The sequence below is a fragment of the Bacillus sp. JST-5 genome, from assembly GCF_057747715.1.
The window spans coordinates 52212-76491 of the sequence record NZ_JBYLHW010000005.1 but is presented as its reverse complement, the minus strand read 5'-3'; the positions used below and the strand labels follow the sequence as shown (position 1 = coordinate 76491).

Here is a 24280-nt window from a genome sequence, read left to right as displayed (position 1 = left end):
TCATAGTAGTTGCATGAAATAATCAAATTTGAACATGTACCTTAAAAAAATTGTTCAATTTTGTGTTGACATACCAAAGTTACTATAAAAGGTAATTCGCTCCTTTTGGGATATGTAACTATGTATTATCTAACTTTTCTTCATTTTATTTATTTACTTTTGCTTCAATCTCTTTAAAGACTGGATAATCCTCATCAACAATTTATATCAGACATTGCAGGCATCCTTTTTACCTCCACTACAATAAATTGCTTAACACAATTAATGAGTGGGACTTGCGGTGACAGGCAAGATTACCGGAAGTGGCTTAAAGAACAAGGTATTGACACCAAAGGAATGCGTCCAATGGGAAGTGCCGAGGGAACGATGAATGTCTTCGCAAAAAGGCTCAAAAATGGACGTAGCTGGGGAGAAAAAGGCGTAAGTGCCATGATTACTGGATTGGTGGCTTTCCTAGACAATCTGGCATTGAAAACATTATTTGGGAAAGTCGAAGGATGGACAGAAACCAAGGAGGAAAAGAATCCACCAAAACATTACGTAGAAAAGGTGACAAGTACAATTGGTGAAGTCACAAGAGACAATCTCCTATACCTAAAAGGTAAGGCAAATATTCCAGTGTACAGGACTTTAAAGGAGTTGCAGGATTTTAAAAGAACAAATTTTTGATCAAGAGAGTCCCCTAAAATAGTGAAACCGTATTCATTGTTAGAGAGATAAAACTGCCCACAAATATTTGACTCAATCATGGTCTAATTAAATTCTTGCCATTTTTATCTTTTCCCGTGTATAATGAGGAATATTTCGAATATAGAAATGTTAGGGGATCTGTATGGAGAATGAACGAATAGGAGTTTTTTACACGGTATTGGCATATGTATTATGGGGAATATTACCGATTTATTGGAAGTGGCTAGTGGAAGTCCCTTCTGATGAAATTTTGGCAAATCGTGTTTTCTGGTCCTTTATCTTTATGATTATTTTATTAACATTCACTCATAAGGTAAAAGACTTAAAAAATACGGTTCAAATGTTCAAAAATGAACGAAAACAAGCATTTGCCTTAATCGGCGCTTCCTTTTTAATCACTGGAAACTGGTTCATCTATATTTGGGCAGTAAATTCGGAACACGTCGTTGATGCAAGTCTTGGGTATTATATAAATCCTCTCGTAAGTGTTTTATTAGGGATTATCTTTTTAAAAGAAAGGCTTACAATAACAGAGATAACTTCATTTATTTTGGCTGCCATTGGTGTCAGTGTATTAACATTTTCATATGGTACGTTTCCTTGGGTGGCATTTGCGTTAGCATTATCATTTGGGATTTACGGATTACTGAAAAAATTAATTAATGTAGATTCGGCGATTGGGTTAACGTTAGAAACATTCTCAGTCACTCCTTTAGCTTTAGGATATATGATCTATTTATTTTTCAAAGGACAAAGTTCCTTTTTAATGGGATCGATTACAACAGATTTATTATTAATCGGTGCTGGGGCAATGACAGCATTACCGTTACTTTATTTCGCTAAGGGTGCTAAGGTCATTCCAATGTTTATGATTGGTATTTTACAATATATTGCACCGACGATGATGTTAATAATCGGAGTATTATTATATGACGAACCGTTTACAACTGCCCATTTGATTTCGTTCCTATTTATTTGGAGTGCGTTATTTTTGTTTACTTTTTCTAAAATAAGAACTCATATAAATGGACATAAAAAAGAAAAACAAATGACAGCATAAAAATAGGAACTTGCTATAGGCAGGTTCCTATTTCATTTTATAAGAAGGTTCTTTTAACTTTTTCCCAGAATGAATTATTTTTCAATTTTACTGTTTTAATAACGCGACCGCTTAATTGTATCTCAACTTTTTTTATGTTTGAAATGCTCATCGCTTCATTATCCATCGCAACAATTGGATAATCGTTGCCATCTTGAACGATTTCTAATGTTAATGTACGATCTTTTCCTAAAATAAAAGGTGCGCCTAATGTACGGTACATATTGTTGTTTATGGAAGCTAATTCATTCACTTGAAAACAAGGTAATGTAGGATCTACAATCGCACCTCTGACAGATTTATTGTATGCTGTACTACCAGTAGGAGTAGCAATAATCATCCCATCTCCACGAAACGTTTCAAAATGAGTATGATCTATGAATACTTCCATAACAAAAGTTTTTACAATACTTGAACGAATCGTGCACTCATTTAAACAATAAAAAGGAGACTGATTATCAATCGATACTTGAATGGTCGGATATCTACGAACTTCAATGTTATCATTTTTAATAGATGCTATCATATTATCAATATCATTTAGATTAAAATCACAATATAAACTTAATATATCTTTAGTAGAAATTCCGAGGTAGAGACAATCTTCGCGAAAACCAGATTTTCTTACTGCCTGTAAGAACATTCCGTCACCGCCAATACTGACAATAATATTGGCATCATTCACATGATTAACAATTTGAAAACCGTTTTCTTTTGCAATATTCCTTAATTGGTTAATTTCTTTTTCCATCTCTTCATCTGGCTTATAGAACAAAAATAAATTTTTTCTCTCGTCCATAAAATCACCCCTACCAAAATACTTTGTTTATCATGTGTAAAATTTTACAGAAAAGTTTACATTAAGTAAAATACATGTGGAGAAGATAATGTTATTATTAGGAGGTTTTTGGATGAATCGGAAACGTTGGACGGCATTAGGAATAGCACTAGCGATTTTTATGATTTCCTCCATGCTCTCATTCATGATTCATGGTTTTTCCAACAAAGAAGAGACACTGACATCACTATTTTCGAGTACTAATAAAAGCTTTACGGAAAAAGTGATTGAACAAGGAAATGAAAATAAAAAAATTGTTGTATTAGAAATCGATGGGGTCATTCAAGATTCTGGCGATGCTAGTTCGTTTCTTACAACGTCAGGATATAATCATAAAACATTTATTGAAAAGTTAAAATCTGCTAGAGATGATGCTGCTGTACGAGGAATTGTCATTCGAGTTAATACTCCTGGTGGAGGAGTCGTTGAAAGTGCAGAAATTCATCATTTAATTACAGAAATTATTGAAGAGAAAAAGAAACATGTATACATATCAATGGGAACGATGGCTGCATCTGGTGGGTATTATATTTCTGCTCCAGCTACTAAAATATTTGCAAATGAAGAGACATTAACAGGTTCTCTTGGCGTTATATTAGAAAGTATCAATTACTCTGTTTTAGCTGAAAAACTTGGAATTGATATGGTTACGATTAAAAGCGGAGAGTATAAAGATATTTTAAATCCTGCTAGAGAAATGACAGAATCAGAAAAAGAAATCCTTCAAAAAATGATTAATGAATCGTACGATCAATTTGTAAAAGTAATTGTAAATGGAAGAGGAATTTCAGAAGAAAAAGTGCGAGAAATTGCTGATGGTAGAATTTATAGCGGTAGACAAGCAAAAGAGTTAAATTTAATCGATGAATTTGGATATTTAGACGATACAATTGAAGCATTGAAAAAAGACTATCGTTTAAAAGACGCACAAGTTGTTAAATATGAAGATCAGTCTTTCGGATTGGCGTCTTTTCTTGATATGACAGCAACTAAATTTCTTGGTGATCGCAATGAACCATTAGTAAACATTATCCAACAACCAAACTCTCCGAGATTAATGTACTTATATACAAGATAGGTGGGGCTTATGGAAAATCAAGAACAAATGGAAATGTTCTCTAAACCTTACGCTGGCTTTTGGATTCGTTTTTGGGCTTATATTGTAGATTTAATTGTGATTAGCGGACTATCATTCCTGTTAGACTCACTCTTTACCTATTTCCAATTAGATAAAGGAAATGGAATTTTTTCAGCCTTTCAAATTGGAAATGCTCTAGTTTTTTATTTGTATTTTGTAATCATGACAAAAAAATTTGGTCAAACATTAGGTAAAATGATTTTTGCCATAAAAGTTATATCTGTTGATAATAATGAGTTGACATGGGGTACCGTTCTCTTTAGGGAGTGGATAGGAAGATATATTTCGGCTTCAATATTAATATTGTATTTGTTCGTAGCATTTTTACCGAAAAAACAAGGAATTCATGACTATTTTGCCGATACAGTAGTAATACATGAACATTTTTGGATTCGAAAACCTGCTCACACAATGTGACAGGTTTATTTTTATTGTTTTCAGCCGATAATTTTGGCTGAAAGGTGTGAATGAAATTGATTTTTTTCATCGTTTTTCTCGTCATTATTCTTCTTGTTTGTATTATTTTGATTTCAAATGTTCGGATTTATCTCCATTATCAACAAAAAGAAAAAGATAATTTTTTCAAGATCGAATTACGTGCACTATTTGGTTTAATCAAATATTCTGTTGATGTTCCAAAAATAAAAGTAGATGATGATTCTCCTTCAATCGTAATGGAGCAAGAAATTCAATCAGGTATTGCAAAAGAAAAACTTAAAAATGAAGCTGAGAAACATGTTGGCCCCGATGATGTCCAAAAATCCATTCATGATATTCATGAACTGATTGAGCATATTGTACATTTTAAGAATATCATAAAAGAATTTTTAAAAAAGATTGAAGTTCATCAATTTGAGTGGAGAACGGTCATCGGTGTTAACGACGCAGCTTTAACAGGAATTGTAGCAGGTGCGTTATGGACGTTAAAAGGTGGTTCTGTTGGAATCATTAGTCACTTTATGAAGTTAAAAAGCCAACCTATTATTGAAATTACCCCTAACTTTCAAAATTTGGTATCAAGTACCTCTTTCAAATGTATGCTTCAAGTTCGGATTGGGAATGCTATTTTAGCAGGAATAAAACTTTTGAAATATTGGAAAGGAAATATACCTAATTTCAAAAGTGATACTTTGTCGAAAATAAACAAAGCCAATGGAAAGCAATCAATGTCATGAGGAGGGGTACTGATGTCTGATCATCCAATTCAAGGATTAATGACAACAGCGATGGAAAATCTTAAAGAAATGATTGATGTTAACACGATTATTGGAGATCCGGTTGAAACACCAGATGGAAGTGTTATATTAACCGTTTCAAAAGTTGGATTTGGTTTTGCTGCAGGTGGATCTGAATTTATCGTGGACGGTAAAGAATCAAAATCTGGTTCATCTCAAGGACATGAGGCAAAAAAACTACCATTTGGTGGTGGTAGTGGTGGAGGAGTTTCTATTACACCAATTGCATTTTTAATTGTTAATGGTCACGGAGTAAAAATGCTCCATTTAGATGAAAGTACACATTTATATGAAAAGATTTTAGATTTAGCTCCACAAGCTGTTGAAAAAATTCAACAAATCATGGCGAAAAATGAAATCAAAAAAGATATGCATCGCAAACAAGATTTGGAACTATAACAAACATTACAGTTGACCCCTACTTAATCTCTAGTCATGGGGTCTATTCTTTTTTTAGACACTTTTGTATGATAGAATAAATTGAAAGATTCAACAAATAAAGGAGGATGGATTCGATGGCGCAAGTTACATTTAAAGGAAATCCGGTTACATTAGTTGGGAATGAAGTGAAAGTTGGAGATAAAGCTCCTAATTTTAAAGTTCTAGCAAACGATTTATCTGAAGTAACTTTAGATGATACTAAAGGTTCTGTACGAATTATTAGTGTAGTTCCATCCATTGATACTGGTGTTTGTGATGCACAAACAAGAAAATTTAACGAAGAAGCTGGTAAAATCGAAGGAGTTAAAGTTTTAACAATTAGTGTTGATTTACCGTTTGCTCAAAAACGTTGGTGTGCCGCCAGTGGTCTAGAGCACGTAATTTTATTATCCGATCATCGAGATTTATCGTTTGGAGAAGCATACGGAGTACATATGAAAGAGTTAAGATTATTATGTCGTGCAGTATTTGTCGTCGATTCTTCTGATAAAGTTGTTTATGTAGAGTATGTTAGCGAAGCAACTAATCATCCAAACTACGAAGCAGCAATTGAGGCAGCAAAACAAGCAAAGTAATACAAAATTAGGTCTCGAAAAATTCGAGGCCTATTCTTATGTTTATGATTTGAGAAAATAAGAAATAGAGATTAAAATATATTTTTGAGCTTATATATGGAGGTAAATGAAATTGATTCAATCCAAAGTCGAAGAACTATTTACCGTCCTTGATGAAACTACGTCTTTAATTCAAAGAGAACTTTCTTGTTCTTATCTTGAAGCGTTAGCGGAATCCGGGGAAAATCTTTTTCATCAAAAAGTGTTACAAGAAGAACTTAGCGAGACAACAGAAAAACGACTAAAAAAGAAATATGATGAAATTTCACTTTCCCAATACGGTAAAGAGGAAATACGTAAAGCATTCCAACTAGCATGTCTAAAAGGAATGAAAGAAAATGTTCAACCAAATCATCAAATGACACCTGACTCCATTGGTTTATTTTTTAGTTATCTTGTAAAAAAATTTATGTCCAACCACATGTCCGTATCCATTTTGGACCCAGCAGTTGGAACTGGTAACTTATTATTAACTGTCATGAATCATTTAAACGATCGTCAAACGACCGGTATTGGAATTGACATCGACGATCTTCTAATTAAATTGGCATACATAAACGCTAATTTGCAAGAACATCCTATCCAGTTTTTCAATCAAGATAGTTTAGAACCAATTTTTACAGAAAAAACAGATGTCGTTATATGCGATCTCCCAGTTGGTTACTACCCGAACGATGTACGGGCAAATGACTATATATTGAAGGCTGACAAAGGTCATTCTTATGCTCACCATTTATTTATTGAACAGTCTTGTCGTTACACAAAAGAAGGGGGTTACTTATTTTTCCTCATTCCAAACGGACTGTTTGAAAGTGAACAGGCGCCAAAATTACATTCATTTATTAAGGACCATTTATACATTCAAGCACTTATTCAATTACCAAAAACGATGTTCAAAAGTGAGAAATCAGCGAAAAGCATATTTATTTTACAAAAGAAAAAAGAAGGTATTAAACCACCAAAGCAAGTATTGTTAGCTAGTCTTCCAAGTTTATCAAATAAAAAGGCGATGGAGGACATGTTTTTAAAAATAAATCATTGGTTTCAAGAATTTAAATAGGTCCCTATGACCTATTTTATTGTTTTACATGAATAACTGATTTTTCCTCTATGGAAAACTAATCATTGAAAATTTATATATATTTTATTACTTTATTGGTACAAAATACGATATATGGCAAGTATAAAGGAGCTGACATCATGTCAAATATTTTAGCAATTAACGCAGGAAGTTCATCATTAAAATTTCAATTATTAAAAATGCCTGAGGAACAGGTGATTTGTAAAGGATTAATTGAAAGAATTGGTATGGAAGATTCCATTTTTTCTATATCCTATTCTACTGAAAAAGTAAAAAAACAATATAATATTCCTGACCATAAAAAAGCAGTAGATTTATTATTAGAACACTTAACCGGGTTAGGCATAATTAAAAGCTTAGAAGATATAAACGGAATTGGACACCGTGTTGTTCATGGAGGAGAGTTATTTAACGATTCAGCAGTGATTGATGATGAGGTTATTGAAAAAATCGATTCTTTATCTGAATTAGCACCGTTACATAACCCAGCGAATTTAATTGGGATTAAAGCATTTAAACAAGTTTTACCTAATGTACCTGCCGTAGCTGTTTTTGATACAGCTTTTCATCAAACGATGCCGGCAAGTTCTTATTTATATAGTTTACCTTATGAATATTATGAAAAATATGGAATAAGAAAGTACGGATTCCATGGAACTTCTCATAAGTATGTATCGCTTCGTGCAGCTGAACTTTTAGGGCGACCAATTGAAGAGCTTCGACTCATCTCATGCCATTTAGGTAATGGTGCAAGTATTGCTGCAATAAAAGGTGGAAAATCGATCGATACATCCATGGGGTTCACCCCACTAGCAGGAGTTACAATGGGAACCCGTTCTGGAAATATTGACCCTGCACTTATTCCATATATTATGGAAAAGACAGGAAAAACTGCAGAAGAAGTATTGGATATTTTAAATAAGAAAAGCGGAATGTTAGCCATTTCTGGATTCTCCAGTGATTTAAGGGATATTGAGGAGAAAGCGTCTAAGGGAGATAAACGCTCCTTATTAGCATTAGAGGTATTTGCTAATCGAATCCATAAGTATTTAGGATCTTATGCAGCTCGGATGTATGGGGTTGATGCGATTATTTTCACAGCTGGTATTGGTGAAAATAGTGACATCATACGTGAAATGGTGTTAAAAGGGCTAGAATTTATGGGCGTCTATTTTGATCCATCATTGAATAAAATCCGTGGGAAAGAAGCGTTTATCAGTTATCCACATTCCCCGGTAAAAGTACTTGTCATTCCAACAAATGAAGAGGTTATGATTGCTAGAGATGTTGTCCGACTAACTCAGTAAGGTACCATTTCTTGTCAGGAAGAAAATTATGTTATACTCGAAGAAAAAGTAGGTGGGATCAATGCCTTTAACTGAAAGAGAGGAAATTCTTTTAACTTCTCTAAAAGAATGGGAAAACCAACTATTGAATCATGAGACTTCAGATATTGAACATACATATAATCAATGGTTGGAATCAACAATGGAAAAGCTTCCTGTTGATATTAAAGAAAAGATTCAAGCGAGTATCGATCAATGGTTGTTTTATATTCATGCGTCAATCCAACATACAAGTGTTCAAAAAAAATCTATCAAACGTTTATTAAATAAAGTACGGCTCATTTATCCGGAAATTGAAAACATCCCATCTTTGAAACAACTTCCCATCGATGTGCTTAATGTCTATGCTGATGAACAAATCCAACGGCATCAACTCATAGGAATGTTTCAAGGGGCTTTAGCTGGGACGGGGCGATTTCTATTTGTTAGTACCGATATTTTATCTATGATTGTCATCAATGTAAGAGCAATTCAACTGATCGCAGCTGCGTATGGATTTGACATACAACGCCCATTCGAGCAAATGCTGTCTTTGAAAGTGTTTTACGTAGCGACATTGCCGAAACGTTTTCAAAAAGAAGCATGGAATGATTTATGGAATGAACTTGAAGAGAACGATCAATATTATTACTATGGAGAAGAAGATGTCACAGGAAAAATGTTCATACATTTTCCGTTAAGACAAATCATTAAAAGTCTAGCTATTCTAACTTTTAAAAATAAAGAAAAACCGTCATTTATCAGTATGGCGATTGGTGCAAGTTCGAATTATTATTCTACGAAGAATATCACTGAATTTGCTCAAAAGTTTTATCAATATCGATTATTAAAAGAAAAAATCGAATAATCTATATATGTTTTTTCACAGTAATAGCTTCACTAGAGCGATACCATATCCATAAATCATTGATTATAGAAGCTTTTTCTGCAATTTGTTGATTTAATAGACATGATCGTTCAAAATCCATTTCTTCATATAATTGCTGTTGCAGATGTTCAATCTTGCTTTCTATTTCTTTAATACGATCAGGAATTGTTCCACGAATACGTTCCCATTTAGTTAAAATCATTTCTTGAATAGAAGTGTCGTATTGGTCCCACTCTTTTTCTAATGTAGGAATGTATATACCTAGTCTAATATCCAATGAGAAAAATTGATCCATAAACATTCTCCTTTTCCATATAATCATGACATAAAAAAACCAATGTGAACAGAGGTTCCATTGGTTTTTTGATTTTATTATTCGTTTGAGCGTACAACAAGTACGTCACATTTGGCAAAGCGAACAATATGTTCACTAACACTTCCAATGAAAAATCTTTCTACTGCATTTAATCCTGTCGCACCACAGACGATTAAATCTATATTATATTTTTGTGCAATGTCTTTAGGGATTTTCACTTTTGGGGAGCCATATTCGATTACAATTTTTGTATTTGGCACATTATGATGATTAGCTAATTGGCCATACTTTTCTAATAATTCTTTCGCATATTGTTCGGCTCGTGCGGAAATAGATTGATCGTAGGCTTCAACGGTGGCAAAAGCTCTTACGTCAATGACATGAGCTAATACTAATAACGCATCGGATTCTTTTGCAATTTTAACAGCCTTATGAAATGCCCAATCAGATTCTTTGGATCCATCAATGGCAACAAGAATTGATTGATATTTTATACTCATTAAAATCCCCCCTTTATATTTTTATCGTACCATATATTCCCACTACTATAAGTGCATACTTTTCACAAATTTTCGAACAATAAAAAATGCATCGAATCGAAAGGGGTTATTAAAGATGACAAACGAGAAGAAGAAAGGTGAATATTTAGAGGAAGAAAAAGCGGTTGAAGAAGTTACAGAGCAAATTATGAATGCTTATGATAGTGGATATTTAAATGAAAATGCAATAGAAAATACAATTGAAAATACGAATAAAAAAGAATAGTATCAATGACTTGCGGAATATGTATGTTTTTTATAATTCCGCAAGCATTTTTATTGGGAAAGATAGGAAAACTTATCCTCTTTTGTTAAAATAAGATTAATACAAATGGTGCGGAATGGAAACAAAGGGGGCTCATGAAATGCGCATTGGAATTCCGAAAGAAATAAAAAACAATGAAAATCGGGTAGCAATGACTCCGGCTGGTGTTATGTACTTAGTACAAAATGGTCATGAAGTATACATTGAAACGGGAGCAGGTATTGGTTCAGGTTTTTCGGATGAAGAATATCGTGCAAACGGAGCTATAATTGTTAAAACCGCCGAAGATGCGTGGTCAATGGATATGGTGTTAAAGGTAAAAGAACCACTTCCTTCCGAATTTAAGTATTTACGCGAAGGATTGATTTTATTTACGTATTTGCACTTGGCAGCAGAGCCAAAACTTGCGCAAGCATTAGTGGATAATCAAGTGATAGGAATAGCGTACGAAACAGTTCAATTACCTAATGGAAGTTTACCGTTGCTTACTCCAATGAGTGAAGTAGCAGGCAGAATGGCTGTACAAGTTGGAGCTCAATTTTTACAAAAAGTGAATGGAGGAAGTGGTATATTACTATCAGGTGTACCTGGTGTTTCAAGAGGTAAAGTTACGATTATTGGAGGCGGAGTAGCTGGTACAAACGCGGCAAAAATGGCCATTGGTCTAGGAGCACAAGTAACGATTATCGATTTAAATCCAGACCGACTTCGCCAGCTTGACGATATTTTTGGAAATGACATTACGACATTAATGTCTAATCCATACAATATTTCACAATCAGTGAAGGAGTCAGATTTAGTAATAGGGGCAGTTTTAATACCAGGTTCAAAAGCTCCGAAGCTAGTAACGGAAGAAATGGTAAAACAAATGAAACCTGGTTCGGTTATTGTTGATATTGCTATTGATCAAGGGGGAATATTTGAAACGACAGACCGTATAACCACTCATGATCAACCGACGTACGTCAAACATGGGGTTGTTCACTATGCAGTAGCGAATATGCCTGGAGCAGTTCCAAGAACTTCGACCATTGCATTGACCAATGTGACAGTTCCTTATGCCTTACAGATTGCTAATAAAGGTTATAAAAGAGCTGTTTTAGAAAATGAATCACTTCTAAAAGGGTTGAATACATATAAAGGATTCGTTACATATAAAGCGGTTAGTGATGCCCTTCAATTAGAATATCGAGAAGCTAAATCGCTTTTAATTGAATAGAAAAATCCCAACGATGTGAACTACCCCAATGAGGAGTCGTTCATTCCGTTGGGATTCTTTTTTACAATTATACAATAATCAATTCTTTAGAGAACTTTGTTAACACTTCACAACCATTTTCTGTAACAAGCACATCGTCTTCAATTCGTACACCAACCTGATTTGGAATATAAATTCCAGGTTCGATTGTAAAGACCATTCCTTTTTTCAATGATAAAGGATTCGTTTCTGTTACTGAAGGGTATTCATGAACACTAATTCCTAGGCCGTGACCAAGTCGATGAGGGAAGTATTCACCATACCCTGCTTCTTTAATCGAATTTCTAGCCATTAAATCTAACTCAGAACATGTGATACCTTCTTTAACTGCATTCACAGCTTTTTCTTGTGCTTTTAATACTGCTTCGTACACATCCTTTTGCTGATCTGTCACATGATGATAACCGATTGTTCTCGTAATATCGGAGCAATATCCTTCGTAAACAACTCCAAGATCAAATAAAACAAAATCTCCCTTTTTGATAGGGGTTAAGCCAACATTTCCGTGTGGTGAAGCAGCATTAGCTCCTGCTAAAACGGTAGTTGCAAAGGACATTTGCTCTACGCCTTTTCTTTTTAATTCATATTCAATAGCTGCGACAATATCAAGTTCGGTTTTCCCCTCTTTGATTTCATTCATTCCTACTTCGATTGCATAGTCTGCTAGTTCACAAGCTTTTGTTAATTTAGCAATTTCATCTTCATCTTTTATCAATCTTAATTGATGGATGATGTCTTCTAAACCGACTATTTGAACAGAAGAAAACATAGCGTGAATTTGTTCAAATCGTTCAACATTCATATGTAATTTTTCTATACCTATTCTATTTATATTGTGAACCCGTTTTTCAATCTCACTTTTGACAATTTCCCACGGATTTTCGATATCGCTATAACCGATAATATTTCCAGAAAAACCGGATTTTTTTGCATCAGGAACTTCCATCAAAGGACAAATTAAAAAAGGTTCTGCTTCAGGAAATATTACAACAGCTAATAATCTTTCGTGTGGATTTGAATAAAATTGACTAAAATAAAAAACATTTTCCGTAGAAGTTATCATTGCAACATCCAACTGTTCGTTTTGCATATGACGAATGAAAGAATTAATACGTTTTTGCATACATAACACCTCTATAAAAAGACTGTACAATTAGTATATCATATAGATGGAACAAAAATTTAAACAGGAATTTTTATATTCATCTCGAACATAAAAATAGGAAGAAAATGAAAGGGGATTGAATAATGAAAGTATCTTATCATGGACATTCAGTAGTAAAAATAGAAACTGGTAATCATGAAATTTTAATTGATCCTTTTATTTCAGGAAACGGTTTAACGGATTTAACTTTAGACGATGTAAAGCCGGACTTTATCATTTTAACACATGGTCATAATGATCATGTTGGTGATACGGTGGAATTAGCCAAAAAACATAATGCATTAGTAATTGCTAACCACGAAATTGCCACATATTTAGGTTGGAAAGGAGTTAGAACACACGGATTATCCATTGGTGGTGGATACAATTTTGAATTTGGTCGAGTAAAACTAACTCCTGCTTTTCATGGTTCAAGTTTTGAAACAGAAGATCAACAACTGATTTATTTAGGAATGCCGGCTGGTGTTTTAGTAACAATCAATGGGAAAACAATTTACCATGCTGGTGATACAGGGTTATTCTCGGATATGAAATTGATCGGGGAACTCAATACAATCGATTTGGCATTTTTACCGATTGGAGATAACTTTACAATGGGACCGGAAGATGCTGCGATTGCTGCGCGCTTCTTAAATGCTAAGCAAGTCGTACCAATACATTACAATACATTCCCGCCGATTAAACAAGATCCAAACAAGTTTATATCTCTATTAGAAAAAGGTAATGGTAAAGTATTAAATCCTGGTGATTCCATCACTTTATAATATTTTTGAATGGGCATCTTAATTGTTTCATACAATTAGGATGCTTTTTGTATTATGAAAATATTGGACATCCTTCATGGAATATTCCATGTAAGCATATAGTGAAATTAGGGGGGAGAAATGATGAAAAATCGATACTTACTATGCTTACTTTTGTGTGGGTGGATGTTATATTATGGCCTTTCAAGATTACCGATCCACACGACGGGAGTGAAATATTATTTCTCTATACTTTGGCTCACACTATGTGTCTTTGCCATTGCTGGAAATTTAGCTGGAATTTTATATTCACCAAAATCTAAAAAACAAAGCTATGTGTCCACTAGTTCCAATAAACGAAAAAAAACACAAAAAGTACGTTCATTTTCATAACAAACCACTCGCAACCTACCCTTCAATAGCTAATAATGATAAGATAAACTATATATCTTTTGTAAAAAATGAAGGTGAATAGGTTGACAACAAAACATGAAAAAATTCTTCAATATATCGATCAATTACCGATAGGAGAAAAAATATCTGTACGTCAAATAGCTAAAGCTTTAAATGTTAGTGAAGGAACAGCCTATCGTGCGATTAAAGAAGCAGAAAATAAAGGATATGTGAGCACGATTGAACGTGTCGGTACGATTCGAATTGAAAGAAAGAAAAAAGAAAATATTGAACGACTAACATATGCGGAAGTTGTCAACATTGTTGAAGGACAAGTTTTAGGTGGAAAAAGCGGATTGCATAAAACATTAAATAAATTTGTAATTGGAGCTATGCAGCTTGAAGCGATGATGAGGTATACCGGTGCGGGAAACTTATTAATTGTTGGTAACCGAATCAAAGCACACGAGTATGCCTTAAAAGCAGGAGCAGCCGTATTAATCACCGGTGGGTTTGATACAACGGATGATGTGAAAAGATTGGCTGATGAGCTGGAACTACCAATTATATCGACTAGTTACGACACCTTTACGGTTGCAACCATGATCAATCGTGCTATTTATGACCAACTAATCAAAAAAGAAATATTGCTTGTAGAAGATATATTAACTCCGTTTGATAAAACGTACTTTTTAAATAAAGATGATACCGTTCAAAGATGGTACGAACTAAAAAATGAATCCATGCATAGTCGTTTCCCTGTTATTGATAAAAATCGGAAAATTATTGGAGTAGTAACAACAAAAGATGTCATCGGCCAAAACATGAATTTACCGATTGAAAAAATAATGACAAAAAATCCTATTACGGTCGGGTTAAAAACGAGTGTCGCATCTAGCGCCCATATGATGATTTGGGAAGGAATCGAAATGATTCCAGTTGTCAATGAACAACAGCGACTTCAAGGAATTATCAGCAGACAAGACGTTTTAAAAGCGTTACAAATGAGCCAAAGACAACCTCAAGTTGGGGAAACGATTGAAGATACGATTACAAGACAGCTTGAAAATATCGGATCAATTGAGAAAGATATGTTCCTATATCGCTGTGAAGTGACACCGCAGATGACTAATCACTTAGGGACGATATCATACGGAGTGTTCACTTCGTTAGTAACAGAGGCAACAAAACGTAGTGTTCGTTCTATGAAAAAAGGTGATTTAGTTGTAGAAAATATGACCATTTATTTTTTAAAACCAGTACAAATGGAAAGCGTCATTGATATTCATTCAAAATTATTGGACGTTGGTAGAAAATTCGGAAAAGCTGACGTAGAAGTATTTAAAGACGGTTCATTAGTAGGAAAAGCATTAATGATGTTTCAACTTATAGAACGTTAAATAAAAAATGAAAAAACCCCTGATAATGGTAACGAACTCAATAGTTATTTTAATTATGAAAGGTTCTCTACCAATTCGGGGGTTTTCAACTTTATTAATTTTCTTCCATCTCTTTTAAAACGAACGGACGATAATGTTTATATGCTTTATATCCTGCCCAAGCACTTAAGAAACCTACTAAGATAAAAATTGGACCAACAATATAAGTGGTCGTTGTTTGATATAGAAATAGTGTATTAATCCCGAAAATCCCTACGAAAAGTCCGAGAGCAATACTTGACTTAGAAGATATCCATTTCTTTTCAATCGGTTTTTTTGAGCGAACGTACTGAATTTTATAATATACATAAAGACTTAGTGATATCACGATAAGTATGACTAATACAGGCATATGTAAAATCCTCCGTTTGTATTCACTAAATATTTGCTTAATCTATTGTAACGATTTTTATCGAAATTTGCTACTAAAAGTAATCTCTCTTTTTCTTTTTCATGAATTATGCTACAAATATAGTAAGAATTTAGAAAAAATGAAAAGGAGTCATCCGATGAAAGCGGAAATTTTAAATAAAATTAAAGAATACGATACGATAATTGTCCATCGTCATGTACGTCCAGATCCGGATGCCTTTGGATCCCAAGGAGGACTTGTTGAATTAATTAAAAAGTCATTCCCTGAAAAAAAAGTATATAAAGCCGGGAAAGATGAAGAAACACTTTTATATTTATCAAAAATGGATACTATTACAGATGATACATATAAAGGTGCATTAGTGATTGTTTGCGATACAGCCAATCAAGAACGAATTTGTGATGAACGATATAAACTTGGGGATTACATTATAAAAATTGACCATCATCCTAACGAAGATCCGTACGGTGATTTAATGTGGGTGGATACAGATGCAAGTTCTGTTAGTGAAATGATTTATGAATTTTATTTATACGGAAAAGAACATGGTTTAGTGTTATCAGATGATGGAGCAAAATTATTATTTGCTGGAATCGTCGGTGATACAGGAAGATTTCTTTATCCGAGTACAACCAATAAAACCTTTCAATATGCCAGTGAATTAATCCAATTTAATTTTTCAAGATCTGAACTGTTTGATAAAATGTATGAGCTAAAACCAAATGTTGTTAAATTAAGTGGATATATCATGCAAAACTTTGAACTGTTCCCAAGCGGTGCAGCGAAAGTTGTTATTTCGAAAGAATTGCTTGAAAAATTTAATGTTCGTGCTGCAGAAGCTTCATTACTTGTCAGCTCTTTAGGAAATATACAAGGGATTAAAGGCTGGGTTTTCTTTATTGAAGAAGAAGATCAAATTCGCGTCCGTCTTCGTTCAAAAGGTCCTGTGATTAATACAATTGCGAAGAAGTATAAAGGGGGAGGACATCCTCTAGCAGCAGGAGCATCTATTTATTCGTGGGAAGAAGCTGATGATGTTTTAAAAGATTTGGAAGAAGCGTGTTTACAATATCAATCATAAGCTAAGGAACAACTTATTTCTTATTTGAAAAGCCAGTGAAAATTTATATTCAAATTTCACTGGCTTTATTATATTTATTAAACAATAAACAAATTTACTTATACACGTTCAACTTTCAATGGCTATATTTTTGTCCATTCCACGAGTGACAATTAATTTTACTTTGCTCTTGTCAAAAATGATATTCACTTGTAAACTTTCAAACTTAATTAGCTAATTTAATTTCTAACTGGATCGTTAATGTTGTATATATGAATATTTCCCTTATTTCTAATGCATACCGCTTATCGTTAATTCGTATCGTTTTATTTTGAATCATTCGTTTAATTAAGTCGCGACTTTTATAAGCAAAATCTAAATCTTTAGCTAATAAAATATTTAAGTCTTCCTTTACTTCTTCTTCCTTTTCAAACACACTTAACGGATCAATGTTATACCGTTCATAGTTATATATTTTTACTTTTATCTCATGCACAGTTAACATTTCTTTATTTTTTTTATTTAATTCAGCAAAGTCGTTTTGCCATATTTGTTTTTCTTTTTCTAAATCGGCAATCTCATCTTGCTGCTTTTTTATTATTTTAGCTTGTTCTTCTTGCAATACACCAAACATATATAAGAATATTAACCAACTAATTAATGCTCCTATTATGACGCCAGCAATAAAACGTTGCCAGCTTGGATGGTGATAATACGGTGGAATTCTCATTGCGATAAATGCTCCTGCGTTAACCAATTAATGATGAGTGCGCCGGTTTGCGCACCACCTAAGGCGGATAAAATTAATAAAAATTGTTTAAATAAGTCTCTTGTTTCTCCTTGCAATAATCCTCTTTCAAAACTATATACCGCATCAAACGTTCCTCCTATAGCCGCAACGATCGCCCATATTCTTAAGCTGTTGGATAAACGGTAAATTTCTGTTAAAGGTGGACTTCCTGTAAGAAAAGCAGATAACCCCCCTATTAATGATCCACCTAATAAAACTCCTAAAGCAATAAAAAAACTGTGAAAAAAAGTTGGGACAAACGCTTCGTTCATTCTATCAACGCCCCCATAAACTCGTCCTATGTTTCAAATATATGATGGACGCAGTCCGTTTATGAGACCTTTTTCTGATTAACTATGCAAACAAATGTTTCACTTTTACAAGTAGAAGTTCTATAATGAATACAAAAACGAAGGTGGGAAAGTAATGGACTTTATTCACCTAAATACATATAGTTCATTCACATTGTTATCCAGTACAATTTCTCCAAAAGCCCTTGCATATGCGGCGAAAGAACAAGGTTATTCTGCCGTTGCTATAACCGATCGAAATGTTATGTATGGAGTGATTCCGTTTTATAAATATTGTCGGGAGATTGGAATCCAACCAATCATCGGTTTAACAGCTGACATTTTAATAGAGTCCAATGATACAAATGAATCATACCCTCTCATTTTATTGGCTAAATCCTATACAGGTTTCCAAAACTTAATGAAAATTAGCAGTGTCATTCAAACAAAATCACCAATGGGAATTCCGACAAAATGGCTAAAACATTACTCAAAAGGCTTAATTGCAATTTCTGGAGGATTAGAGGGAGAAATTGAACATCATATACTTAATGGTGAAATAGAAAAAGCAAAGTTGAAGTGTAAATTTTATAAGGAAATATTTGAAGAAAATTCTTTCTATCTAAATTTACAAGATCACGGGAAGAAAGAAGAAAAAACATTAAACAAGCAAATGGTTCAACTCTCCGTTGATACGAAAACTCCACTTGTTGCATCTAATAAAGTATATTATTTGAAAAAACAGGACCATTTCACATGGCAATGTTTATTGGCAATAAAAAATAACGAAAAAATAAGTACTTCCATTTCTGATCAACAAGAACAATATTATTTCAAAGCAAAAGAAGAGATGTATAAACAATTTTCAGCTTATAAAGAAGCATTACAAAATACAATAACGATTGCAAAATCATGTCAGGTGGAAATTCCTTTTCATCAATCTCTTCTACCAAAATATCCATTAAAAAATATAAGTGCAGACGATTATTTGACTAGCTTATGTGAAAACGGATTAAAACATAAAGTTCCAAATGCTGATCGAGTATATGTAGAAAGGCTTCAATACGAATTATCCGTCATTAAAAAGATGAACTTTAGTGATTATTTTTTAATCGTATGGGACTTTATTAAGTTTGCTAAAGAGCGAGGAATGATTATTGGCCCAGGACGGGGATCTGCAGCAGGATCGCTTGTTGCGTATGTTCTAAATATTACGGATGTTGACCCTATTAAACATGATTTATTATTTGAACGTTTTTTAAATCCTGAACGTATTTCGATGCCTGATATTGATATCGACTTTCCAGATTACCGGAGAGATGAAGTGATTGAATATGTCGCAAAAAAATATGGAGAACTGCATGTAGCACAAATCGCAACGTTTGGTACACTTGCAGCAAAAGCGGCACTAAGGGATGTAGGAAGATCATTCGGATTGACGACTAATGAGTTGGAAAAGTTATCACGTTCAATCCCTTCTAAAATAGGAATTACGTTAAAGGAAGCATACGAACAATCCAGTACATTGCGCATGTTAATCGAACAGTCACCTGTTTTTAACAAAGTTTTTGAAATCGCAATAAAAATTGAAGGATTGCCTAGACACGTTTCCACACATGCAGCTGGCGTTGTTATAAGCGACCGTCCATTAGTGGAAGTGATTCCAATTCAAAGCGGTTCAAACGAAGTTTATTTAACTCAATATCCTATGGAAACGTTGGAAGAGTTAGGTCTTTTAAAAATGGACTTTTTAGGGTTAAGAAATTTAACGTTAATTGAAATGATCGTTCAATCGATTGAGAAGCATGAAAAACGAACATTTTCAATTAAACAAATTCCAATGAATGATTCGAAAACATTTGCTTTATTAACAAAAGGAGATACAACGGGAATATTCCAACTCGAATCAGATGGAATGAGAAAAGTGTTACAGCAGCTCAAACCTTCGGAATTTGAAGATATTGTAGCGGTTAATGCTTTATATCGTCCAGGTCCTATGAGTCATATCCCAACATATATAAAGCGGAAACATGGAATGGAAAAAGTAGTCTATCCACATCCTGATTTAGAGCCTATATTGAAAAAGACTTATGGTGTTATTGTTTATCAAGAACAAATTATGCAAATTTCTTCAAAATTAGCAGGCTTTACGTTAGGACAAGCCGATTTATTACGTCGAGCCGTTTCTAAAAAGAAAAGAGATGTGTTGGACGAAGAACGGAAAAACTTTGTATCAGGGGCTTTAAAAAACGGATATTCAGAAAAAGTGGCCAATGAGATTTACGACTTAATCGTTCGTTTTGCCGATTACGGTTTTAACAGAAGTCATGCGGTTGCATATAGTATGATTTCATATCAGCTTGCGTATTTAAAAGCACATTATCCCCTTCATTTTATGGCGGCTCTTTTAACATCTGTGATTGGGAATGAAGATAAAACGGCTCAATATGTAAAAGAATTAAAAATGATGGGCTATTCATTTATTCCCCCATCCATAAATAAAAGTAAATATTCATATGTTGTAACAGATCATGGAATTATCTGTAGCTTAGCAGCCATCAAAGGAGTAGGGGCAAGTGCTTTAAAAGAAATTTTTCAAGCAAGAAGAGATAAGCCATTCGAAGATTTATTTGATTTTTGTATAAGAGTAAATTTGAAAATCATCAATCGCAAAGTCATAGAAGCTCTTATCCATTCTGGTAGTTTGGATGAATTTGGTCATGATCGTGCAACATTACTAGCGACATTAGATATAGCCATCGACCATGCACAACTCGTGAAACCTGATGATGGCCAATTGGGTTTATTTGAAGACATGTTTAAGATCAAGCCAAAATATGCCGAGGTAGATCCGATCCCTATTGAAGAAAAATTAACATTTGAAAAACAGGTATTAGGAATGTTTGTTTCCCAACATCCGATCTCCATTTATCGTGAATGGTTAAAGGCAAAAAATACGGTTTATTTAGATGAAAAGGACAACATAAAAAATGTTTCAGCAGGAGCCTATATTACCGAAGAAAGAAAAATTCGAACAAAAAATGGACAAGCGATGGCTTTCGTTAAAATGAGCGATGAACATGGGGAATTTGAAGGTGTCATTTTTCCTGACTCTTATAAAAAATATAGTTCACTCGTGAAAAAAGGAGAACTATTGCTTATAAGAGGTCATATTGAGGAAAGAATGAATAAAAGACAATGGATTCTTCAGCATATAGAAAAACTCGATGAGGCAATGAAAAATAGTGGGAATGGTAAATTATTCATGAAAATTGAAGGGAAAAATGATAATCAGCAACACCTCAAAAAAATGAAACATATCATTCAACAATACAAAGGGGAAACGCCGATCATTTTGTTTTACGAAAAAGCCAATCAAAAAGTACTCCTTCCAGATCATGAGCGAATTAATGTAAAAAGTAATTGTATTACAGAGTTGAAACGTTTATTCGGGGAAAAAAATGTGATTTTCAAATTATAAATTCTTTACAATGACATCAATTATGATAATATGTAAAGAGATGTACGTGGTCTGACCACTGAAAAGTTAGCGATTTGCTTAATGCGATTGGGAAAGTTAATAAAAGTAGGAATAATACCTGTTGCAAGAAAGAACAAAGATAAACTAGTTGTCATTTGAAAAGGCGAGTGATCATCCGTTGTGACAAATTCAAAACAAAATTCAAAAGTATATATCGAAATTGTTGAATATTTACGGTCGTTAATTGACAAAAATCGATTAAAACCCGGGGATAAAATCCCTTCAGAACGTGAATTATCAGACCGTCTAAACGTTGGTCGGTCATCTGTTAGGGAAGCTTTAAGGGCTCTTGAGCTTCTCGGATTGATCGAGACAAGAAGAGGAGAAGGTACTTTTTTAAAAAATTTCCGCGAACATCAGCTGGTGCAACTTCTTAGTACATTTGTTTTACAAGATGAACAAGCGAAAAAAGATGTAAAAGAGACAAAATATTTAATTGAATTAGGATCAATATTATTAATCTTGTTGAATGACAAACTAGACAATCTTTATATTCGCCAATGGGAAGAAAAAGAAGCAATAGATGACAAAGAGTTTTTTTATGAATTGGTAAAAGCGACCGACAATTTTTTATTGAAAAAAATTTGGATGATTTTAAATGACTATTATGATTCTTTAAACTTGCAACCTTTAAATGTGTCAAAATCTTGCTATATAAATTTGTTAAAAGCGATTGAATCGAAAAATAAAGAGCTGGCCATTGAAGTATATAAAAAAGAAATTAGAAATTTGTCGGAAAAGTTGTGACGAATATTGACATTATTTTAACTCACAATCCGTTAAAGTAGTAAACAAGCTATTCCATTTAGCTATACTTCCAGACTAAAGGGGAGATTGAATTTTGCTAAAAGATTTATTTTCCAAAAATAAAAAAAAGAAATATGCAACTATTCCATCGGAAACTAGCAAACAAGAAGTACCCGAAGGAATTATGACCAAATGTCCAAATTGTAAAAAAATCATGTTTTCAAAAGAATTATTAAAAAACGCTAAAGTATGTTTACATTGTAATTATCACTTTCAATTATCAGCCTATGAACGGATTGAGTTAATTCTTGATGAAAATTCTTTTACTGAAATGGATAGCAATATGATTTCTGAAAATCCATTACAATTCCCTGATTATTTAGAAAAACTAGAGAAAGATAGAATCAAAGCGAAAATAAATGAAGCTGTTGTTACAGGAACAGGTAAAATTAATGGCATAGATTGTGTCATTGCCATTATGGATGCGAACTTTCGAATGGGATCCATGGGATCTGTAGTTGGGGAAAAAATCACTAGAGCAATAGAAAAAGCAGATGAATGGAAGTACCCTTTCATCATTTTTACAGCTTCAGGTGGAGCTCGGATGCAAGAAGGGGTATTAAGTTTAATGCAAATGGCAAAGACAAGTGTAGCTCTTAAACGTTTTAGCGAAAATGGCGGTCTATTTATTTCTGTTATGACTCATCCTACAACAGGTGGAGTTTCTGCTAGTTTTGCTTCAGTTGGGGACTACAATTTTGCAGAACCAGGTGCATTAATTGGATTTGCAGGTAGAAGAATAATAGAACAGACTATTCGCGAAGAACTACCAGATGATTTCCAAACGGCTGAGTTTTTGCTAAAACATGGACAACTTGATGCGGTTATTCACCGCCACGAATTAAAAGAAAAATTATCGCTTGTATTAGATATTCATCAACAAAGGGGTGAGCTTGCATGGCTCAAGAGTTAGAATTTGAACGTCCCGTGATAGAATTGAGAAAAAAGATTTCAGAGCTAAAAGCGTTAACAGAAAATGCTGACGTTGACTTATCTACAGAAATTGAAAAACTTGAAGAACGATTAGAAAAATTAGAATCCGAAATATACGAAAATATGAAACCATGGGACCGTGTCCAAATAGCTCGCCATCCAAATCGTCCAACGACGTTAGATTATATTCAACATATGTTTACTGACTTTTTTGAATGTCACGGAGACCGTTTATATGGCGATGATGAGGCCATTGTCGGAGGTATTGCCAAATATAAAGGACTACCTGTGACGGTTATTGGTCACCAACGTGGGAAAGATACGAAAGAAAATATTCGAAGAAATTTTGGGATGCCTCATCCGGAAGGGTATCGAAAAGCATTACGATTGATGAAACAAGCGGAAAAATTTAATCGACCAATTATTTGTTTTATCGATACGAAAGGTGCCTATCCTGGAAAAGCGGCAGAAGAACGAGGTCAAAGTGAAGCCATCGCAAGAAATTTAGTGGAAATGGCTGGCTTAACGGTACCAGTAATTTGTATTGTCATTGGAGAAGGTGGAAGTGGCGGTGCTTTAGCATTAGGTGTAGGAAATTATATATTTATGCTTGAAAACTCCACTTATTCTGTTATTTCTCCAGAAGGTGCGGCTGCGCTATTATGGAAAGATGCTTCTTTAGCGAAAAGAGCGGCTGAATCGATGAGAATTACTGCTCCTGATTTAAAAGAACTTGGAATTATAGATGTGATTATTCCTGAAGTACGTGGAGGGGCTCATCGAGATGTTTCCGAACAATCCAAATATATTGATGGAGTTTTACAGAAAGCATTAAAAGATTTATTAGGAAAAACGAAGGAAGAATTAGTTCAACAACGTTATGACAAGTATAAAAAAATCGGTGCTTATTCGACTTTAAGTGAACACATTGGGGTAAACTAACAACGTGCTCTTCAACTGAAGGCACGTTTTTTCCCTTTTCTTTCCAATGAAAATAAAACTTTTTTAATATATCATT

At 33.8% G+C, this 24280-nt stretch carries 26 protein-coding genes and 1 pseudogene; 20 read left to right on the top strand and 7 right to left on the bottom strand.

Annotation, left to right across the window (positions count from 1 at the left end; all coding sequences use genetic code 11):
* Positions 1-291 precede the first annotated feature (291 nt).
* Both AC3ASS_RS02715 and rarD read left to right on the top strand, forming a co-directional pair.
* Positions 292-669 (top strand): annotated as a pseudogene (locus tag AC3ASS_RS02715) (UPF0236 family transposase-like protein); the annotation flags it as partial.
* Between the two features lie 163 nt (positions 670-832).
* Complete coding sequence (rarD, locus tag AC3ASS_RS02710; protein ID WP_488281971.1) at positions 833-1750, top strand: EamA family transporter RarD; 918 nt, start codon at positions 833-835, stop codon at positions 1748-1750.
* A 37-nt stretch (positions 1751-1787) separates the two neighbouring features.
* On the opposite strand, the gene AC3ASS_RS02705 is transcribed toward rarD, so the two are convergent.
* Positions 1788-2588 (bottom strand): NAD kinase, encoded by an 801-nt coding sequence (locus tag AC3ASS_RS02705; RefSeq protein WP_488281970.1) that lies wholly within the window; start codon positions 2586-2588, stop codon positions 1788-1790.
* A gap of 112 nt (positions 2589-2700) precedes the next feature.
* Between AC3ASS_RS02705 and sppA the strand changes: the two genes are divergently transcribed.
* The 8 genes from sppA (at position 2701) to AC3ASS_RS02665 (ending at position 9329) form a co-directional block, all read left to right on the top strand.
* Positions 2701-3705: a signal peptide peptidase SppA gene (gene sppA, locus AC3ASS_RS02700; RefSeq protein ID WP_488281969.1), complete on the top strand. Its 1005-nt coding sequence runs from the start codon at positions 2701-2703 to the stop codon at positions 3703-3705.
* Positions 3706-3714: 9 nt separating this feature from the next.
* On the top strand, positions 3715-4182 hold the full coding sequence (locus AC3ASS_RS02695) for an RDD family protein (RefSeq protein WP_488281968.1): 468 nt from the start codon (positions 3715-3717) through the stop codon (positions 4180-4182).
* A 56-nt stretch (positions 4183-4238) separates the two neighbouring features.
* The gene (locus AC3ASS_RS02690) at positions 4239-4940 is read left to right on the top strand and encodes a DUF2953 domain-containing protein (RefSeq protein ID WP_488281967.1); all 702 of its coding nucleotides are present in this window, start codon (positions 4239-4241) and stop codon (positions 4938-4940) included.
* 12 nt (positions 4941-4952) lie between these two features.
* The gene (gene ytfJ / locus AC3ASS_RS02685; protein WP_488281966.1) at positions 4953-5399 is read left to right on the top strand and encodes a GerW family sporulation protein; all 447 of its coding nucleotides are present in this window, start codon (positions 4953-4955) and stop codon (positions 5397-5399) included.
* Between the two features lie 116 nt (positions 5400-5515).
* Complete coding sequence (gene tpx, locus AC3ASS_RS02680; protein WP_488281965.1) at positions 5516-6016, top strand: thiol peroxidase; 501 nt, start codon at positions 5516-5518, stop codon at positions 6014-6016.
* 106 nt (positions 6017-6122) lie between these two features.
* Positions 6123-7115: a class I SAM-dependent methyltransferase gene (locus AC3ASS_RS02675; protein ID WP_488281964.1), complete on the top strand. Its 993-nt coding sequence runs from the start codon at positions 6123-6125 to the stop codon at positions 7113-7115.
* 140 nt (positions 7116-7255) lie between these two features.
* On the top strand, positions 7256-8443 hold the full coding sequence (locus AC3ASS_RS02670) for an acetate kinase (protein WP_488281963.1): 1188 nt from the start codon (positions 7256-7258) through the stop codon (positions 8441-8443).
* Between the two features lie 61 nt (positions 8444-8504).
* Positions 8505-9329, top strand: a complete 825-nt coding sequence (locus tag AC3ASS_RS02665) for an EcsC family protein (protein WP_488281962.1) — start codon at positions 8505-8507, stop codon at positions 9327-9329.
* Between the two features lies 1 nt (position 9330).
* On the opposite strand, the gene AC3ASS_RS02660 is transcribed toward AC3ASS_RS02665, so the two are convergent.
* Both AC3ASS_RS02660 and AC3ASS_RS02655 read right to left on the bottom strand, forming a co-directional pair.
* Positions 9331-9645: a hypothetical protein gene (locus AC3ASS_RS02660; protein ID WP_488281961.1), complete on the bottom strand. Its 315-nt coding sequence runs from the start codon at positions 9643-9645 to the stop codon at positions 9331-9333.
* Between the two features lie 77 nt (positions 9646-9722).
* Complete coding sequence (locus AC3ASS_RS02655) at positions 9723-10166, bottom strand: universal stress protein (protein WP_488281960.1); 444 nt, start codon at positions 10164-10166, stop codon at positions 9723-9725.
* A gap of 115 nt (positions 10167-10281) precedes the next feature.
* On the opposite strand from AC3ASS_RS02655, the gene AC3ASS_RS02650 reads away from it, so the two are divergent.
* Both AC3ASS_RS02650 and ald read left to right on the top strand, forming a co-directional pair.
* A complete protein-coding gene (locus tag AC3ASS_RS02650) occupies positions 10282-10431 on the top strand; it encodes a hypothetical protein (RefSeq protein WP_488281959.1) in 150 nt (49 codons plus the stop codon).
* A 139-nt stretch (positions 10432-10570) separates the two neighbouring features.
* Complete coding sequence (gene ald, locus AC3ASS_RS02645; protein ID WP_488281958.1) at positions 10571-11689, top strand: alanine dehydrogenase; 1119 nt, start codon at positions 10571-10573, stop codon at positions 11687-11689.
* A gap of 67 nt (positions 11690-11756) precedes the next feature.
* On the opposite strand, the gene AC3ASS_RS02640 is transcribed toward ald, so the two are convergent.
* A complete protein-coding gene (locus AC3ASS_RS02640) occupies positions 11757-12851 on the bottom strand; it encodes a M24 family metallopeptidase (RefSeq protein ID WP_488281957.1) in 1095 nt (364 codons plus the stop codon).
* Between the two features lie 125 nt (positions 12852-12976).
* Between AC3ASS_RS02640 and AC3ASS_RS02635 the strand changes: the two genes are divergently transcribed.
* The 3 genes from AC3ASS_RS02635 (at position 12977) to AC3ASS_RS02625 (ending at position 15429) form a co-directional block, all read left to right on the top strand.
* Positions 12977-13657: a metal-dependent hydrolase gene (locus AC3ASS_RS02635; RefSeq protein ID WP_488281956.1), complete on the top strand. Its 681-nt coding sequence runs from the start codon at positions 12977-12979 to the stop codon at positions 13655-13657.
* A gap of 123 nt (positions 13658-13780) precedes the next feature.
* The gene (locus tag AC3ASS_RS02630; RefSeq protein ID WP_488281955.1) at positions 13781-14029 is read left to right on the top strand and encodes a hypothetical protein; all 249 of its coding nucleotides are present in this window, start codon (positions 13781-13783) and stop codon (positions 14027-14029) included.
* An 83-nt stretch (positions 14030-14112) separates the two neighbouring features.
* Positions 14113-15429, top strand: a complete 1317-nt coding sequence (locus tag AC3ASS_RS02625; protein ID WP_488281954.1) for a DRTGG domain-containing protein — start codon at positions 14113-14115, stop codon at positions 15427-15429.
* A 94-nt stretch (positions 15430-15523) separates the two neighbouring features.
* Here the strand turns inward: AC3ASS_RS02625 and AC3ASS_RS02620 are convergent, their stop codons facing one another.
* Entirely contained in the window at positions 15524-15820 is a 297-nt protein-coding gene (locus tag AC3ASS_RS02620; protein ID WP_488281953.1) for a YtpI family protein, read from the bottom strand.
* 157 nt (positions 15821-15977) lie between these two features.
* Between AC3ASS_RS02620 and AC3ASS_RS02615 the strand changes: the two genes are divergently transcribed.
* Entirely contained in the window at positions 15978-16922 is a 945-nt protein-coding gene (locus AC3ASS_RS02615) for a DHH family phosphoesterase (protein WP_488281952.1), read from the top strand.
* 205 nt (positions 16923-17127) lie between these two features.
* On the opposite strand, the gene ytrI is transcribed toward AC3ASS_RS02615, so the two are convergent.
* Positions 17128-17631, bottom strand: a complete 504-nt coding sequence (gene ytrI, locus AC3ASS_RS02610) for a sporulation membrane protein YtrI (protein WP_488281951.1) — start codon at positions 17629-17631, stop codon at positions 17128-17130.
* Positions 17628-17963, bottom strand: a complete 336-nt coding sequence (gene ytrH, locus AC3ASS_RS02605; protein ID WP_488281950.1) for a sporulation membrane protein YtrH — start codon at positions 17961-17963, stop codon at positions 17628-17630. Before ytrH ends, ytrI begins: the two co-directional genes overlap by 4 nt.
* A 154-nt stretch (positions 17964-18117) precedes the next feature.
* Here ytrH and dnaE point away from each other — a divergent pair, with 154 nt between their 5' ends.
* The 4 genes from dnaE to accA all read left to right on the top strand — a co-directional run bounded on the left by dnaE (position 18118) and on the right by accA (position 24204).
* Complete coding sequence (dnaE, locus tag AC3ASS_RS02600; protein ID WP_488281949.1) at positions 18118-21462, top strand: DNA polymerase III subunit alpha; 3345 nt, start codon at positions 18118-18120, stop codon at positions 21460-21462.
* 180 nt (positions 21463-21642) lie between these two features.
* Positions 21643-22269: a FadR/GntR family transcriptional regulator gene (locus AC3ASS_RS02595; protein ID WP_488281948.1), complete on the top strand. Its 627-nt coding sequence runs from the start codon at positions 21643-21645 to the stop codon at positions 22267-22269.
* Positions 22270-22363: 94 nt separating this feature from the next.
* A complete protein-coding gene (accD, locus tag AC3ASS_RS02590) occupies positions 22364-23242 on the top strand; it encodes an acetyl-CoA carboxylase, carboxyltransferase subunit beta (RefSeq protein WP_488281947.1) in 879 nt (292 codons plus the stop codon).
* Entirely contained in the window at positions 23227-24204 is a 978-nt protein-coding gene (accA, locus tag AC3ASS_RS02585) for an acetyl-CoA carboxylase carboxyl transferase subunit alpha (RefSeq protein ID WP_488281946.1), read from the top strand. The genes accD and accA overlap by 16 nt, the downstream gene beginning before the upstream one ends.
* Positions 24205-24280: the final 76 nt, after the last annotated feature.